General features: G+C 57.3%; 13 protein-coding genes. All 13 read right to left on the bottom strand.

The genetic code is table 11. The features are described 5' to 3' along the window. Window positions 1-15: 15 nt before the first annotated feature. The 13 genes from DFP98_RS08015 to DFP98_RS07955 all read right to left on the bottom strand — a co-directional run bounded on the left by DFP98_RS08015 (window position 16) and on the right by DFP98_RS07955 (window position 15,147). Complete coding sequence (locus DFP98_RS08015; RefSeq protein ID WP_116060061.1) at window positions 16-828, bottom strand: glycosyltransferase family 2 protein; 813 nt, start codon at window positions 826-828, stop codon at window positions 16-18. Next, window positions 734-2,077, bottom strand: a complete 1,344-nt coding sequence (locus DFP98_RS08010; protein ID WP_246016453.1) for a glycosyltransferase family 4 protein — start codon at window positions 2,075-2,077, stop codon at window positions 734-736. Before DFP98_RS08010 ends, DFP98_RS08015 begins: the two co-directional genes overlap by 95 nt. Further along, entirely contained in the window at window positions 2,074-3,270 is a 1,197-nt protein-coding gene (locus tag DFP98_RS08005; RefSeq protein WP_116060060.1) for a glycosyltransferase, read from the bottom strand. Before DFP98_RS08005 ends, DFP98_RS08010 begins: the two co-directional genes overlap by 4 nt. Then, complete coding sequence (locus tag DFP98_RS08000) at window positions 3,267-4,403, bottom strand: glycosyltransferase family 4 protein (RefSeq protein ID WP_116060059.1); 1,137 nt, start codon at window positions 4,401-4,403, stop codon at window positions 3,267-3,269. The genes DFP98_RS08005 and DFP98_RS08000 overlap by 4 nt, the downstream gene beginning before the upstream one ends. Continuing rightward, entirely contained in the window at window positions 4,400-5,548 is a 1,149-nt protein-coding gene (locus DFP98_RS07995; protein WP_116060058.1) for a glycosyltransferase, read from the bottom strand. Before DFP98_RS07995 ends, DFP98_RS08000 begins: the two co-directional genes overlap by 4 nt. Continuing rightward, a complete protein-coding gene (gene gmd, locus DFP98_RS07990) occupies window positions 5,502-6,530 on the bottom strand; it encodes a GDP-mannose 4,6-dehydratase (RefSeq protein ID WP_116060057.1) in 1,029 nt (342 codons plus the stop codon). The genes DFP98_RS07995 and gmd overlap by 47 nt, the downstream gene beginning before the upstream one ends. After that, the gene (locus DFP98_RS07985; protein ID WP_116060056.1) at window positions 6,527-7,486 is read right to left on the bottom strand and encodes a GDP-L-fucose synthase family protein; all 960 of its coding nucleotides are present in this window, start codon (window positions 7,484-7,486) and stop codon (window positions 6,527-6,529) included. The genes gmd and DFP98_RS07985 overlap by 4 nt, the downstream gene beginning before the upstream one ends. Window positions 7,487-7,651: 165 nt before the next feature. Next, entirely contained in the window at window positions 7,652-8,395 is a 744-nt protein-coding gene (locus DFP98_RS07980) for a sugar transferase (protein ID WP_246016452.1), read from the bottom strand. 26 nt (window positions 8,396-8,421) lie between these two features. Beyond that, a complete protein-coding gene (gene galU / locus DFP98_RS07975) occupies window positions 8,422-9,318 on the bottom strand; it encodes a UTP--glucose-1-phosphate uridylyltransferase GalU (protein ID WP_116060055.1) in 897 nt (298 codons plus the stop codon). A 334-nt stretch (window positions 9,319-9,652) separates the two neighbouring features. Then, window positions 9,653-10,420, bottom strand: a complete 768-nt coding sequence (locus tag DFP98_RS07970; RefSeq protein WP_116060054.1) for a YveK family protein — start codon at window positions 10,418-10,420, stop codon at window positions 9,653-9,655. Between the two features lie 113 nt (window positions 10,421-10,533). Then, window positions 10,534-11,211, bottom strand: a complete 678-nt coding sequence (locus DFP98_RS07965; RefSeq protein WP_246016451.1) for a CpsD/CapB family tyrosine-protein kinase — start codon at window positions 11,209-11,211, stop codon at window positions 10,534-10,536. Between the two features lie 195 nt (window positions 11,212-11,406). Next, window positions 11,407-12,180 (bottom strand): tyrosine-protein phosphatase, encoded by a 774-nt coding sequence (locus tag DFP98_RS07960; protein WP_116060053.1) that lies wholly within the window; start codon window positions 12,178-12,180, stop codon window positions 11,407-11,409. 18 nt (window positions 12,181-12,198) lie between these two features. Further along, window positions 12,199-15,147: a glycoside hydrolase family 97 N-terminal domain-containing protein gene (locus tag DFP98_RS07955; RefSeq protein WP_116060052.1), complete on the bottom strand. Its 2,949-nt coding sequence runs from the start codon at window positions 15,145-15,147 to the stop codon at window positions 12,199-12,201. Window positions 15,148-15,306 lie beyond the last annotated feature (159 nt).

Genomic DNA, 15,306 nt, shown 5'->3' with positions numbered 1-15,306 from the left:
ATTTTCAAAACGGACTCATCCCCCTTCGTGGAAAATTTCGCGCAGCGCTCTGAGATTGCCCAGACAGCGCTCCCGATACGTTTTCCGGTAAGACCGGGCCAGGTTCTTCAGAAGAATGCTCGCGTAGAACACGTACTCTCTTCTGTCGAAGACGCGATGCTTTTTATAGAGATAATTGCGGTTGGCGATCTGCATATAGCCGAACTTTCGGCCGTTCACTCTAGCTTTCGGACTTTGCAAATGATAGAAATACGCTTGATTGCAGCATACGAGCCGCCGGTCGCGAGCCACCCGTTTGGAGAAATCCCAATCCTCCATCCAGCCGTACAGCGCCAGATTTTCGTCGAAGCGCAGATTGCCGATCGCTTCCGCCCGATAGATCATATTGCAGCCGTACAGGTCGGGGACGTCGATCAGCTCGTATACCGGGTTGCGCGAGCTTCTGCGATTCCCGTCGACCAGCGGAAAACCGTTCATGCCTCCGATGCGCTTGTTCTTATCCCGGCCGAAAGCCTCGACGATCATGCGCAGATAACCCGCGTCCAGCACGACGTCATCGTCGAAAAAGCCGACCAGCTCCGCGGAGGAGTGCAGGGCGTTCAGTCCGATATTCCGCTGAACCGTAATGCCTTGGCGTTCGGAACGAACGTAGACGACGCGCCAAGGCAGAGAATCCAGCACAAGCTTCAGACGCGGATCGTCCGGCGCTTCGGAGCCGTCGACGACGATCAGCTCATCTGGGGGGGATGCTTGAATCCGCAGCGATTCCAGGAATCGGATCAATTCCTCCACCCTGTCCTTGGTCGCGACGATGACCGAAATCTTCATCCTGAAAACTCCTTTTTTGATTTAGCATTCCGTCCAGAAGCCGGCCGTAGCTTGCGATGGAATCGCTCTTTCGCAAATGCCTTTCCAAATACAGCCGGCCGTTCCCCCCCATTTCTTCAAGCCGAGCGGCAGGCAGAGCCGTCATGGCCGCCAGCGTCTGCGCGAATTCGGAATAGCCGCCAGGCTCGACGACCATTCCGCAGCGGCTCTCGGAGACGATTCTTTCCGCCTCGCTTCCGCGTTCCAATACGCCCAGCACCGGCTTTCCAGCAGCCAGCACCCCGTAGATTTTGCTCGGGACGGACACGCCCTTGATCCCTTTCTGGCTGACGACCAGATGAACGTCGGCGGCGCCGAGCGTATACTTAAGCGCCTCCTTCGGCTGAAAGGGAAGAAACCTCACGTTGTTAAGCCCGCGCTCCTGCGCGATGCGTTCCAATGCGGGCTTTACCGCCCCGTCTCCGATAAAGACGAACAGCAGCTCCGTTCGCTCGCGGAAGGGCTCCGCCGCTTTAAGCAAATTTTCCAGATCGTAATAGAGTCCGATATTGCCGGAGTACATGACGACGAACTTCCCATTCATGCCATGGCTGTCGCGGAAGCGCTCCACCTCGGGATGGCCGCGATCCAGAGGCACGATGTCCCGCTCGTCGGTCCAATTGGTAATGACCGAATGCTCGGGCACGCGTACGCCCTTCAACCGACGGACCAGCGTATCGCGCATGTCTCTGCCGACCAGCAGGACGTGATCCGCATGCCGGCAGGTCATATTGTCGATCCGGCGGGCGATTCCGTACAGCCGCTTGCTGCGGGCGTAGCCGATCGCTTCGGCCTGCTCCGGGTTGAAATCCTGAATGTTGTACAGATGGGCGCAGCCCTTCAGCCGCTTTCCGATCGCGCCGATCAAGCCTCCGAGCACGGGCGGAGTCGAGATCGTAAAGATCAGATCGACGTTCCGCTCTCTCAGCAGCGCTGCAAGAGCAAAGACGAAGTAGCCGGCGATGTAGCGAAGCCTGCTCCACTTGCTCCTCTTGTTCGGCTCCGCAAGCCTGAGCCGCACGATCCGAATCTGCTCCAGCCGTTCCTCCCGGAACCGGGGCGCGCCGGCTCCCAGCTCGCCCCCCGAATCGGCGGCGATTACGGTAATATGGTAGTCGCGCTGCAGCTCCCGGCACAGCTCCGTCATCAGTTGGCCCGTCGAAGCGACATCCGGATAGAAATAATTAATGACGAATACGAGCTTCTTCACGCGCTACCTCCTATCGGACTCGAAATCGACTTCGGACGAAGCAATTCCTCGTATAGCCGCACCGTCTTGTCGACGTAGATTTCCCTGGTGAATTCCGCCCTCAGCGTCTGCTGAGCGACCCGGCCCATCGCCTTGCAGTCGAGTTCCAGCAGTTCGTTCAAAGCTTCCTTCAGCTTAAGCGGATTCGCCGGAGGAACGAGAATGCCGTAAGCTTCGCGCACCATCTCCGGAACGCCGCCTACGTCGGTTGCGACGATCGGAAGGCCCGCATTCATCGCTTCCAGAATCACGGTCGGGAAAATATCGTAGACGGAGGGCAGCGCAAACGCGTCCGCTTCGGCGAGGATACGGTCGACGTCCCTTCTTAGGCCGAGAAAATGAACGGCTCCGGTCAGCCCTTGCGCGGCGGCTCTGTTCAGCAGCCTCTCCTTGTATGGGCGATCCTCCTCGAACGCGACGTCCCCGACGATGGCGAATTTAACGTCCTTGCGCTCGGCGAGCAGCAGCCCTGCGGCATCGATCAAATATTCGATGCCCTTCATCGGCGCCAGCCTGGCGACGGTAACGACCAGCTTCTCCTCGGGAGCGATCCCCAGCGCCTTGCGGATGGGGAGAAGCGCGGAGTCGGCAGCGCCGTCCGCTCCCGAGGGCTCCTTCAGGCGGATTCCGTTATAGATTTTACGGAGCTTGGCGGATTTCCGGCTGCGCCATTCGAACATAGACGCGCTCTGGTCGCACAGCACGATGACCAGATCGTTGCATAGATGGTTCAGCCAGGCTACGAACTTATAGGCCAGCAGCGGTTTTCGCGGCAGCTCGTGAACCGTCTGAACGGTAGGAATGCCCATCCATTTGCCGAGCAGATTGCCGCCCATCGCCTCCATCTTGTGGGAATGAATCAGGGCGATCTTTTCTTTCCGGACGATGGCGCGAAGGGCGCGCATGCTGGCGAACAGTTTGGCCAGGTTGACGAAATAGTACGACCAGCCCCGCGGCTTGCCGAACACCGCGACGGGAGCGAATCTCACCTCCGCTCCAATATCCTTGTATTTCTCCACGTAAGGACTCGGTCCGGGCAGTACGACGAACGGACGAAAGCGGGACTTGTCCAAACCGGCGATCAGCTCCAGCAGCACCGTATCCACTCCGCCGACTTGGCTCGCATAGGGTTGAATATATAAGATCGGAATCATGACATCACCTTAGGCCCGTAGTGTTGGCGTTGCTCCAGCATAGTCTCGAAGATTTCCAGATGCCGTTCGGCCATGCGGGCGACGGTATAATCTTCCGCCTTGCTCAAGGCGGCTGCGGCAAACCGCTCCCGCAGGCTTTCGTCCCGCAGCAGCGATCTGCAGCCGCGCGCGAAGCTGTCGCTATCGCCGACGGCGGTCACGAAGCCGTTGACGTCATGTTCGACGAGGCTGTAGGCGGCTCCGGCGCCGCAGGTCGTGACGATCGGCAGACCGAAGGCGAGCGCTTCGTTTAATACGAGTCCCCAGACGTCGTATCGAGTGGGCATGACAAAGACGTCCGCGCACCGGTAGAACGCCGTGAGCGAATCGGCTTCCATGAACCCGAGGAGATGAACGTTCCTCAGCCGCTTCTCGCGAATGATGCGCTCGTAGCGCGCCTTCAGCGGTCCTCCTCCGATTAACACAAGCGACGTTTTCCCGTTGTCGAGCGAGCCGTACGCCGTCAATAAATCCTCGAAACCTTTGCGTTCAATAAACTGTCCGACGGACAGCAGAACGCGTTCCTTCAGGTCGTGACGACGCTTGAACCGCTCCTTCTCTTCTCGCGAGAACGGACGCAGTTGTTCCTCCGTATACGCGGACGAGGAGAACGGATACTCCCAAATTCGCCCGCTCTTCGCTCCGTAATGAAGCAAATACGCGGTTCCGTTCGTTCCGGAAGACAGCCAGCCGTCGGCCGCCGAGATGAAGGTTTGTTTTAACCAACGCTTGATGCGGTTCTCTTGGCCGGGAAAGCCTCCGTCCGTATTGAGCAGAAACGGCCGCCTTCGGGCTCTCAGCCACCGAATGACGGCCATCTCGGTAGGAGAGCTGTAGCACCCCAGCACGTAGACGTCGAATTGCGACTTGCGAAGCTCCTTCAGCACCGTCCAGTTCACATGCTTATCCAGACCGAACGTCATGCCCGGCAGAAACTTGTAGGAGAATTTCGCCTGATCCAGACGAACCTCCCATTGCCGATTGGCCTCGGTTGAGGCCTGGAACCAGACGGTGAGATTGCAGCTGCGCGCCAGCTCATTAAAGAAATCGACCCGGTAAGGGTTCGGAATATTCGTCAGATAGAGCACGTTCATCCCGTCCCGCCTCCCAGTCCCGCTAGCAAGCTTCCGGATTGCCCGTACAGTTTCAGATAGTCCCCCGCCATTCTTTCCAGCGTCCAATACGGATACGACTCCTGACGCCTTCGTTCGGGGCGGTCTTCGAGCAGCAGCTCGATCTGTTCCGCCCACCGCTCGGCGTCCCAGTCGACAACCCGATTGCGGGCGCTCAGCTCCGACAGCTTGCGATTGGACGGAATGTCGGAGCAGACGGCGGGCAGTCCGCAGCACATCGCCTCCAGCAGCGCCAAGCCGAACGCCTCGACCTCCGACGGAAACAGAAAAACGTCCGAAGCTCCCAGCAGGTCTCCGACATTATCCCGCGATCCCAGCAGCCGGACCTGTTCGGTTAAGCCGTGCTTCTCCGTCAACTGCCGGATCTCCTCGACGTATCGGTCATCCTCGAAGTTGCCCACCAGCAGCAGCCTGAATTTCTTGCCTCTGCTTCTCAAGCGCTCCGCCACTTCCACGAGAAAACGTTGGTTTTTGAGCGGCACCATTCTCCCGACATGAATGAGCAGCGCGGCGTCGGCGGGACAGCCCAACATCTCCCGCCACTGCGCTCTCACGGCGGGAGACGGCGGCGCATACCGCTGCGGATCGATGCCGTTTTCGATGATGGCGGTTTTGGCGGTCGATTGCGGATATTTCAGGCGGTACGCCTCCGCGACGTGCTGGGCCACGCAGACGACTCTGTTCACTCCGAGCAGGCTCGTTCGCTCCAGCATTTTGCTCTTCCAGTCGGGCCAATCGTCCGTACCGTTGTGTACCGTCGTAATCGTCGAAACCTTGCGTCCCCAGAGATTGGCGATTCCGGCATACATGTTCGGAACCGGGCCATGGGCGTTCACGACGTCGGGAGAGATATCGCGAAGCACCCGCTTCAGCCGGAGCATCGACCGGAAAGTCCCTTCTCCGGGCCGCTTGTTCAATTCGACCAGCCGGATGCCTTCGCGCTCAAGCGCCTCGGCAAGCTGGTCGCGCTTAACGCGGTCTCTCGATTCGTAGAGCGCGATCAGCCAGCATTCGATGGACAAGCCGCGAAATCGGCCGATCAGGTCGAGAACGATTTTCTCAGCCCCCCCGTACTGCAGGGAAGTAATCATAAACGCGATTTTCATAGCGTCGGTATCCCTTCGATTGAATGAATTGAACTCTTTCCAGATCGGCTTCGACCATCATCGCGATCAAGCCCTCGAAATCGACCTTGGGCCTCCAGCCCAGCTTCGCTCTCGCTTTGGCGCAGTCGCCCAGCAAAAGATCCACCTCGGCCGGCCGGCAAAGCGACTTATCCTGTACGACGAAATCGCGGTAATCGAGCCCGACGTACTTGAAGGCGATCTCCAGAAGCTCGCGGACGGAATGCGTCTCGCCCGTGGCGATGACGTAATCCTCCGGCGTCTCCTGCTGCAGCATCATCCACATCGCCTCTACGTAATCTCCCGCGTAGCCCCAATCTCTCACCGCATCCAGATTGCCCATCTTTAGCTCGGACTGCAGTCCGCCGGCGATCCGGGCTACCGCGTCGGTTACCTTGCGGGTAACAAACTCGATGCCGCGGCGCGGCGATTCGTGATTAAACAAAATGCCCGAGCAAGCGAACATATCGTAGCTTTCGCGGTAATTCACCGTCATCCAATGCGCGTACACCTTCGATACGCCGTACGGGCTTCTCGGATAGAAGGGAGTCGTCTCCCGCTGCGGGCACTCCACGACCTTGCCGAACATTTCGCTGCTCGACGCTTGATAATAACGGACCTCCGGCTTCGTTAGCCGGACCGCTTCGAGCAGATTGGTCGCTCCGAGCGCCGTCAAGTCGCTCGTTAACAGCGGCTGCGGCCACGAGGTGCCGACATAGGACTGCGCGGCCAGGTTGTAGACCTCGTCCGGATCGGAGACGCGGACGGCGCGGATGAGCGAGCTCAAATCCGTCAAATCCCCTTCGAGCAGTTCGATATCGTCCAGCAGATGCTCGATATTCGCATGATTGGGCGTGCTCGTTCTTCTTCTCAGCCCGTAGACACGGTAGCCCTTCTCCAGCAGCAGCTCCGCCAAATAAGATCCGTCTTGACCGGTAATGCCCGTTATAAGCGCTCTCTTCACAATAGAATCCTTCTTTCTTCCGACTTGGCGGCGATATTTTTCAGGAACCACCGATAGGTGCTTGCAATGCCGGCCTGCAGCGGTATTTTCGCCTGCCAGCCCAGCCGCTCCATCTTCGAGCAATCCAGCAGCTTGCGCGGCGTCCCATCGGGCAGATCGGGGTTAAATCGCAGCTCGCCCGCATAACCGACCGCAGCCCGTACGAGCTCCGCCAGCTCCCGGATCGTCAAATCCTCGCCCGTGCCGATGTTGACGATGTCGCCCTCCTCGTACACTTCCATCAGGTGCGCGCAAGCGTCCGCCAGATCGTCGGCATGCAGAAATTCGCGCCTTGGCCGGCCGGAGCCCCAAACCTCAACGAACGGGGAGCCATTCTCCTTGGCTTCGTGCATTTTACGAATCAGGGCGGGCAGCACATGCGAGGTCTGCGGGTCGAAATTGTCGCGCGGACCGTACAAATTAGTCGGCATCGCCGAGATGAAGGTCGTGCCGAATTGGCGGTTGTACGCCTGGCACATTTTGATTCCGGCAATTTTGGCAACGGCGTACGCCTCGTTCGTCGGCTCCAGCTCGCCCGTCAGCAAATATTCCTCTTTCAGCGGCTGCGGGGCCAGCTTCGGATAGATACAGCTGCTTCCGAGAAACAGCAGCTTTTTCACAGATGTCCGATAAGCCGCGTCGATGACGCTCATCTGAATGAACAGATTGTCGCGAATAAACTCTCCCGGCATGTCCCGATTCGCCACAATGCCGCCCACCTTGGCCGCCGCCAGAAACACGTAATCGAACTGCTCCTGCCGGAAAAACTCCAATACCGCCAGACCGTCTCTCAGATCAAGCTGGCTTCGCGTTCGCGTCACGATCTGACGAAAGCCTCTGGCCAGCAAATTCCGTTCGATGGCGGACCCGACCAGGCCCCGGTGCCCAGCTACGAATATTTTGGCGTCTCGATCCATTGCGCAACCTCCTAGGGCGTGTCTGCATCCTTCGAGGGCAGCAGATTTTGCCGAATTTTCGTTCTATGCAAGGAACTTTCGTGAAGGCGTACCGGGGGTACGTCAAGCAAAAGTGACGAAGCAGGGGAGGTGAAAGACGCTCCCGGGCGGGTTTGCAGACACGCCCTAGTAAGCGTCCTTCGCCTTGAACATAACGACTACCGTTCTGGCGATCAGCTTGATGTCCAGCCAGACCGAACGGCGTTCGATGTAATCCAGATCCATCTCCACCATCTCCGTAAAATGGAGACGGTTCCTTCCGCTCACCTGCCATAGCCCGGTACACCCCGGCTTGACCTGCAGACGAAGAAGTTCGTAGCCGCTGTACCGCTCCACTTCCTCCGGCAACGGGGGGCGCGGCCCGACAAGGCTCATTTCTCCCCGGACGACGTTAAACAGCTGCGGCAGCTCATCCAGGCTCGTTTTGCGCAGGAAGCGGCCAACCCTTGTAATTCGCGGATCGTTCTTGATTTTGAACACGGCGCCTTCCATTTCGTTCAAATGCTTGATCCGCTCCAATTGCTTCTCTGCGTCGCCGACCATGGATCTGAATTTGTAGATCCGAAACGGCTTGCCGTCCTTGCCGAGCCGGGTCTGCGTGTACAGCGCCGGACTGGACGGCTCCTCCAGCTTGACCGCGAGCGCGATCAGCAGCAGAAAGGGAGCCAGAGGAGGCAGCGCGGCCGAGGTCAGGACGAGATCGAGCATCCGTTTGGCCCGGTCGTATGCGGAGCGGCCGGCGCGAGCCGGACTCGGTGTATTCGGATTGAGCGTATTCTGTAGGAGCGAGTTTTGACTGAGCGTGTAGGGCGAGTAAGGAGCATAAGAGGTCGAAGCGATTTTCATATTGGCTTCTTTGGAATTTGGCATCGTCATTTCATCCTCGGGGGCCCGTATTATAATCGATAGGATTGAGCGGCTTGCAGCAGCTTCTCCATTTCCTTCAAAACCGGGTACTTCAGTTCTTCATTGCGTAAGGCGAAGTCGAGCGTCGTTAAAATAAAGCCGAGCTTCTCGCCCACATCGTACCGCCGGCCTTGGAATTGATAGGCGTACACCTGATCCAGCTTCGACAGCCGCTGAATGGCGTCGGTTAATTGAATCTCTCCCCCGGTGCCGACGATGTGCTCGTCGAGCAGCGTAAAGATGTCCGGCGTTAAAATATAGCGGCCGAGCACGGCCAGATTCGATGCGACGGTTCCCCGCGGCGGCTTCTCGTAAATCTCGGACACGAGGGATAATCCATCCTCGTCCTGCTCCGGTACGACGATGCCGTATCTGTGCGTCTCCTCGTACGGGACGGGCTGAACGCCGACGATCGATTTCTGCGTCAGTTGAAATTGCTCCATCATTTGCTGCAGACAGGGCGTATTCGCCTGAACGATATCGTCGCCCAACAGCACCGCGAACGGCTCGTTCCCGATGAATTTGCGGGCGCACCAGACCGCATGTCCGAGACCCAGGGGCATTCTCTGGCGAATATAATGAATGTCTACCAGATTGGAGGACCTCTGAACCTCCTCCAGAAGCTGAAGCTTGTTTTTCTCGTAGAGCGTATGCTCAAGCTCGAAATGGCTGTCGAAATGATCTTCGATGGCGCGCTTTCCTTTGCCGGTCACGATAAGGATTTCTTCGATTCCCGACTGCACGGCCTCCTCGACGATATATTGAATCGTCGGCTTGTCTATGATCGGAAGCATTTCCTTCGGCATCGCCTTAGTCGCCGGCAAAAAGCGCGTGCCAAGACCTGCCGCCGGAATAATCGCCTTCTTCACTCTTTTCCACTTTCTCAACGTCAACCCCGCCTTTTCACATGTTAATCGGATAAAAAGATCAAGAGCGGCTTCTTGATGGAGCCGCCCAGGGAGCCTTTCACAAAAGGGGCGCAACTGCGCGCCGATTATCGGAACGTTCAAAAAGCCGCTCCTGATCCTTCTATTTGAACTGCTTCAATTGTGTAATTTAGTGGGGCATCCAACCCCTCCTCACGTCAAACCCTCGACGATTCACGTCTAAGGCGGGAAGCCGCCCACAGCTTGACCGAGTGCCTGAGAGGATAACGGCTGATCAGACTTGGCCGCCCCGAGCGGGTCGGGGAGTGTTCCCGCGTCCGCAGCGGGACGACGGTTAAAGTTGCTGCTTGAAGCGTATGGCGAGCGGGTCTCCGGAAAGAGCGGCGGCTTTCGACGCCGATCCGTCCGTCTTGCCAAGCTCCGATCTCTTGATTCTGGAAATCTCGGCAAGCGTCGACTTATCCAAGTAAACTCTGACATCCTTCTCGTCCTTGAGCGTATCGTCCATATACTCCTTCAGGAATACGACCGACACGGACGCAATCAACGATAAAATAAAGGCCAGGGCAAGCTTAAAGGTCAATCCCATCGAAATCGATTCTAGCTCGGAGGGGCTCTTCGACTCGCTCAAAATCGTAACGTTGTCTACGTTCATAATCTGAGGAATCTCGTCCCGGAAAACCAGCCCGATTTCGTTCGCCAGCGCAACCGCCCGTGTCGGCGATTCGTCGCGATATGCGACGCTCATGACCTGCGAGTTCGAAGAGGATTGCACTCGCGTCTTGCGAATCAACTCGTCGGCCGTCAGATTGAACTCGGGATGCTTGGCCGCGACCTTCTGCATAATGACCGGGGTTGCGATGATTTCCTTGTACGTGTCGATCATCATAATATTGGAGGTAATCAGATTGGAATCGGGACGCATCAGGCCGTCGACTTGATTGGCGGTGTTCACGATCAGCTTGATGCTCGCTTCGTAGACCGGGCTTGCAAAAAGACGATCGTAAACCGCAGTAGCTCCGCAGCATAAGAGGACGATCCCGCCAATCAGCCACCCTCTTTTCAACAGAAGTTTCACATATTCTTTCATATCCGGCTCCATAATCAGCCTCCGATCGCCTTTTGATGAAACAAATTGTATCGTTACACCTTTTAATTTATGCTACATTTTGTATCATGTCAAGTTTAATTTTAGGTGAGCAATTTGAAGGACCTCTACAGTTCGTAACGGTACGCCGCCTTCTTTTTCTTCGTTCGATTCAGCACGGTGCCGATCACGTTGGAGTGCATGTATTCCAGTTGGGCGATCGCCTTTCTCGCTGATTCTCGTTTCGTGGAACGGCATTGAAGGACAAACAGCACCCCGTCGACCTTCGCACCGAGTACTTGCGCATCCGTAACGGCCAGCACCGGCGTCGTATCGAGCAGCACGAACTCATATTGCTGCTTGAGCTCGGCGAGAAGCTCGTCCATTCGCTGCCCGGCCAGCAATTCCGCGGGATTGTGGGGAATCGTGCCGGAAGGCAGCAAGCTTAAGCCTTCGATGTGGGTTTCCTGAATCGTCTGGCTCAGCGTGAACTGCCCCTTCAGCAGGTTCGAGAGCCCCGTCCGGTTCGTTTTGTTAAAATAACAATGCTGTGCCGGCCTGCGCATATCGGCGTCGACGATTACCGTTTTTTTGCCCATTAACGCAAAAGCGGCGGCCAGATTCACCGCCGTCGTCGATTTGCCGGCCCCCTGTTCGGCGGAAGTCACCAGCAGCGTCTGCAACGGATTTTCGACGGATGACCATTGGACGTTCGTCCGCAGCGTCCGGTAGGCTTCCGCATGAACGGAAGCAGGATTATCGATCGTAATAATGGCACGGCGTTTCATCATTGTTGCGCTTGTCATGACCAATCCTCCTCTAACTTATGATACAATTCGTAACCTTCGTTTCTTAAAAATACGATACTAATTGTATCATGTCAATATAAATTTCCTAATTTTTACGGTTTGTCTTTCCTCCCCCGCTCATCATAAAAAAGGCGCCTTCGACGGTTGCGCGCCAATGAAAGCGCGGCCGTCGAAGGCGTCCTATACGATGCTCTAGGGTAAACGAATATTCCACCAGCGTACGCCGGCTCTGCGAGTAACGAACTCCTCTCTATGCAGTTCCTCGTCCTGAATGAGCCGCTCCGCATTCCGCTGCCAAAGCTCCGGCAGCCGATCCCCCAATTCGCCGGCCGCCAGCGCATATGCGGCCCCCAGCCTGTTCGGCCGGTACACGAGGTCATGTGCGTCCGAGGCCAGCAAATGAATCCAGCCGTTTCTCGCCATCGTCCAGGCGACCTGCTGTACGGCTTTCCCGTGATGCCCCGTCAAGGAGGAAGCCGTAAGCTGCGCATATGCGCCTTCGCGCAACAAGGCATACAGTTTATGCGGTTCGCGGATAAAAGGAAGATGCCTCTCCGGATGGGCAATGACGACCCGCAGTCCCCTTGCCCGGAAGGTGGCCAGGTCCTCCTTGATTGAGGCTGGCGTTCTTCGGTGAGGAAACTCCAGCAGCGCATATCCGGTCGAACCCAACGTCTGCAGCCCTTCCACCGCGCGCTGCCACGGCGCATTGCCCTCCCAATGGAATTCCTGCCCTTCCACAACGGTAACGGCTAGCTTCTCCTGCTCGGCCATTCGGTTGAAACGCCTGACAAGCTCGCGGATCTTCTCGGGCGGATTATTATAGGGAGCTCTTCGATGGTGAGGCGTTGCGATTATCGTGCGAATGCCTTGGGCCGCGGCATGCTCGGCCATCTCTATGCACGTCTGCCACTCGGCCGGCCCGTCGTCGCACATGGGCAGCACATGGCAATGCGTATCGATCATAAGCGCTCTCTCCCCGCATTATTGTACGAGTTCCATCCGCAGCAGCTCCATGCCGGCGTCAGCGGACAACCGGATCCGATTCATCCCTTCCGCAAGCTCGACGGACCGGATCGTTTCCGCCGTTTTGCTCGCTGTGGCAGGCAGCCGGATCGGATCGGCAATCGTCCCGTTCACGCCCAAAGAAGCGGTGACGTCTCCCGCCGACCGATAAACGAGCCGAAGCATTCGAACGGTTGAGGCCGTCGAAGAAACGTTCAGCTCCAGCGGCATTTTCCCGTCTGAGGGGAGCTCATATCGGACGGAGGTAGGCGCCCATACGATGCGCTCGATCGAGGCAGGGAAGTTCTCCCCGCCGATCAACTCCAAGCGATGGAATCCCTTCGTCATCTCTACCGAAAACACCGACCGTGCGACAGGCTCTAGCGGTCCCGTCGCGGGCAGCAAAATTTCGGATGCGGAGCCGTTCTCCCAGGAAGCCCGCAACTTTCCTCCGACCGCACCTGGATTCTTGTAGTAGACTGTCACCGCATACGTGCCGTCGCGCTCGAACCACATCCGTTCAAAGGTACGCTTCGTTTCCTGAGGCGCCTTTTTTTCCACCCCCGTTCTCGAAGGCGATACTTGAATCCGGTCGACTGCCGGAGCCGTATCGTCCAATGCGATGAATTCAATAGAATTGGAGCTTTGATTCAGCTCGAAGAACAGCTCGCGCAAGCCCGGTTTATCCAGCCCTATGCCCGAGGGAGGAAGCTCCAATGTTTGCATTGCGCCTTGGTTGACGCGTACTCCCAAGCGGCTCGGCCGGTCCGACACATAGTGCAGAGCAACTCTATGCATTCCCTTCGCCGGAGCGGAAATCTGGGTAAAACGCACGGAGCCGCCGGCAGCCGCCTCGACTTTGCGGTAACCCGAGCATCCCGTGCAGACCGCTTCCGTCACCTTCCCCAGTTTAACGTTGCTTGAGCTTTCCGCTTCATACGCCTCCCCCTCCTCGCCTACGAGCTCCAGCGGCGTCTGCGACAAATGAATCGCCAGCCCGCCGTTTTCCCGGAGGGGAATCCGCAATGTATCTTCGCGGGTCACCGTCCGACTGCGTACGTCGATTTTCCAATCCTCGGCCCCGTCCTGGAATATCGTCGCCGTATAGCGCCCCGGCCCCAGGAAGGACAAAGGAATATTCGCTTCGCGCGCTTCGGTCGAGACGGAGCCGACAAACCAGGTCTCACCTTTGCGACGCGCGAGCGTTACGTATTCTCCGGGATAGCCCTCCACAAATTTGAGCTCGTCCCAGACCTCGGGAACGGCCCGCAAAAAATGGCGGCCGATCCAATGCGCATACACGTTCACATTGTCGGCGAAATGCTGAAGCTGCGATTCGTACAGAACCGATAGAGCCAGTTGGTTGGCGAACGTCGTCATCTCTTCCGCCTGCGACAAGGTGACCGGCGTGTAATCCATCGGTCCGACTACGTTCCGGGTAAACGGAACGGTCGCCTCATGAGCGGCTACGAGGGGTTTGCCTTCGATCTGCCATTCCGTCCCTCTCACCGCTTCCATCGTGAGAATATTCGGCCAAGTCCGATTTTCTCCCGCCGGTTTCGTGCTGCCGTGAAAATCGAGAACCAATCCCTGCTCGAACGCTGTACGGGCAATTCGCTCGTAGCTCTTCATCGTCTCGGCATTGTCGTTTTCGAAAAAATCGACCTTTAGCCCCGCAACGCCCCAGCTCTTCCACTCGGGCAGAAGACGATTCAGCTTGTCCTGCGTGTCCAAATCCTTGGAATGCACCCAGATGATCACGCCTACGTTTTTCCCTGCCGCATACGGAATTAGCGCTTGAATCTCCTGTCGATTCCAGTTGGAATCGACGGTCACGTATTCCCAGCCCATCCGCGAGGCAAAATCGACATACCTCATCTGATCTTCAATCTTCTCATCCACATCCTCGGACCAGTAAGACCACACCGCCCTCCCCGGCTTGATCCAGGAGAGGTCTTTGCCGCTCTCCGGCGGCGAATTCAAGCTGTAGACGAGCCGGGATTCCACGATCGCTCCGGGATTGTCGCCAACGATCACCGTGCGCCATGGCGTTTGGAGCGGACCGGAGACAACGGCGCGGCCCTTCTGTTCAGCGGGAAACGCCAGCTCCAACAGGCCGTCCTGGCGCTCGCTCCCGACTAACTGCGAAGCGGGGAAGGCGCCTCCGGAATTAAAAACGCCGGCCTCCGTTACGAGAGCCCAGAAGCGGTTGTCCTCTGTCGAGAACAGCGCCGGCATCATGTAAGAGCCTTTTTTGATCTCCTGCGCTGTAATCGGTTCGTAGACGGCTTCGTAATGCGGCACGTAATCCGCAAGCCAGCCTATCGCATCCTGCGGCAAGCGGAACCCGCTCGTTTCGCGGAGCACGACCTGCCGTCCCGTCCCGGAAAGCGCGTAACGGAAGGCGATTCCGTCGTCGTATGCGCGGATTTGCAGCTGCATTTGAGATTCGGATTTATCTTTGGCAAATTCGACCGTCCATTCGTTCGCCTTAACCGAGTACGGCTCGGCTTGAACGCCGGCGGGCCGCTGCGTCTCTTGAATGCGGCGGCGGCTTTCTCCAGCCAGCCTCAGACCCGCGCTGAAATCGACCGCATCCGTTACAAGTCCAAGCGGGGAGTTGGTCAGAACCGGGACAGTGCCGTAATAAAGATCGTAGCTCCATTTTCCGTCTGGCCGGTCGTTCAGTCGAAAGACGACTTTCCCATCGGGGGAACGCAATTCGGACTGGGCGGATTGAGTGGATTGAGTGGACTGAGCGGACAGGGCGAACTGAGCGGTATGAGCGGACTGGGCAGTAGACTGAACGGTGGACTGAATGGATTGAGCGATGAACCGGGCGGATTGAGCGGACAGGGCGGACTGCTCCTCGAATGCGGTCGTTACAGCGCTCAACAAGGCTATTAATCCGTAAAATAATGCCAGCATGTTTTCTGCTCCCTTTTTGGAGGTTGGATTAGATCGCTTAATTTTGGATCATGAAACGGATCGGAAGCTTTATCTGCACATTTGATACAAATTGTATCATTTATTCTCACAAATTGGCAACTGTATAAGTTGAACTATATTAAGGAATGCGCTCCAGAT

Origin of the sequence: Cohnella phaseoli (genome assembly GCF_003386235.1) — a bacterium.
Taxonomy (GTDB): Bacteria; Bacillota; Bacilli; order Paenibacillales; family Paenibacillaceae; genus Cohnella; species Cohnella phaseoli.
Note: the sequence above shows the minus strand (reverse complement) of the source record. Positions and strands in the feature narration are given on the sequence as shown.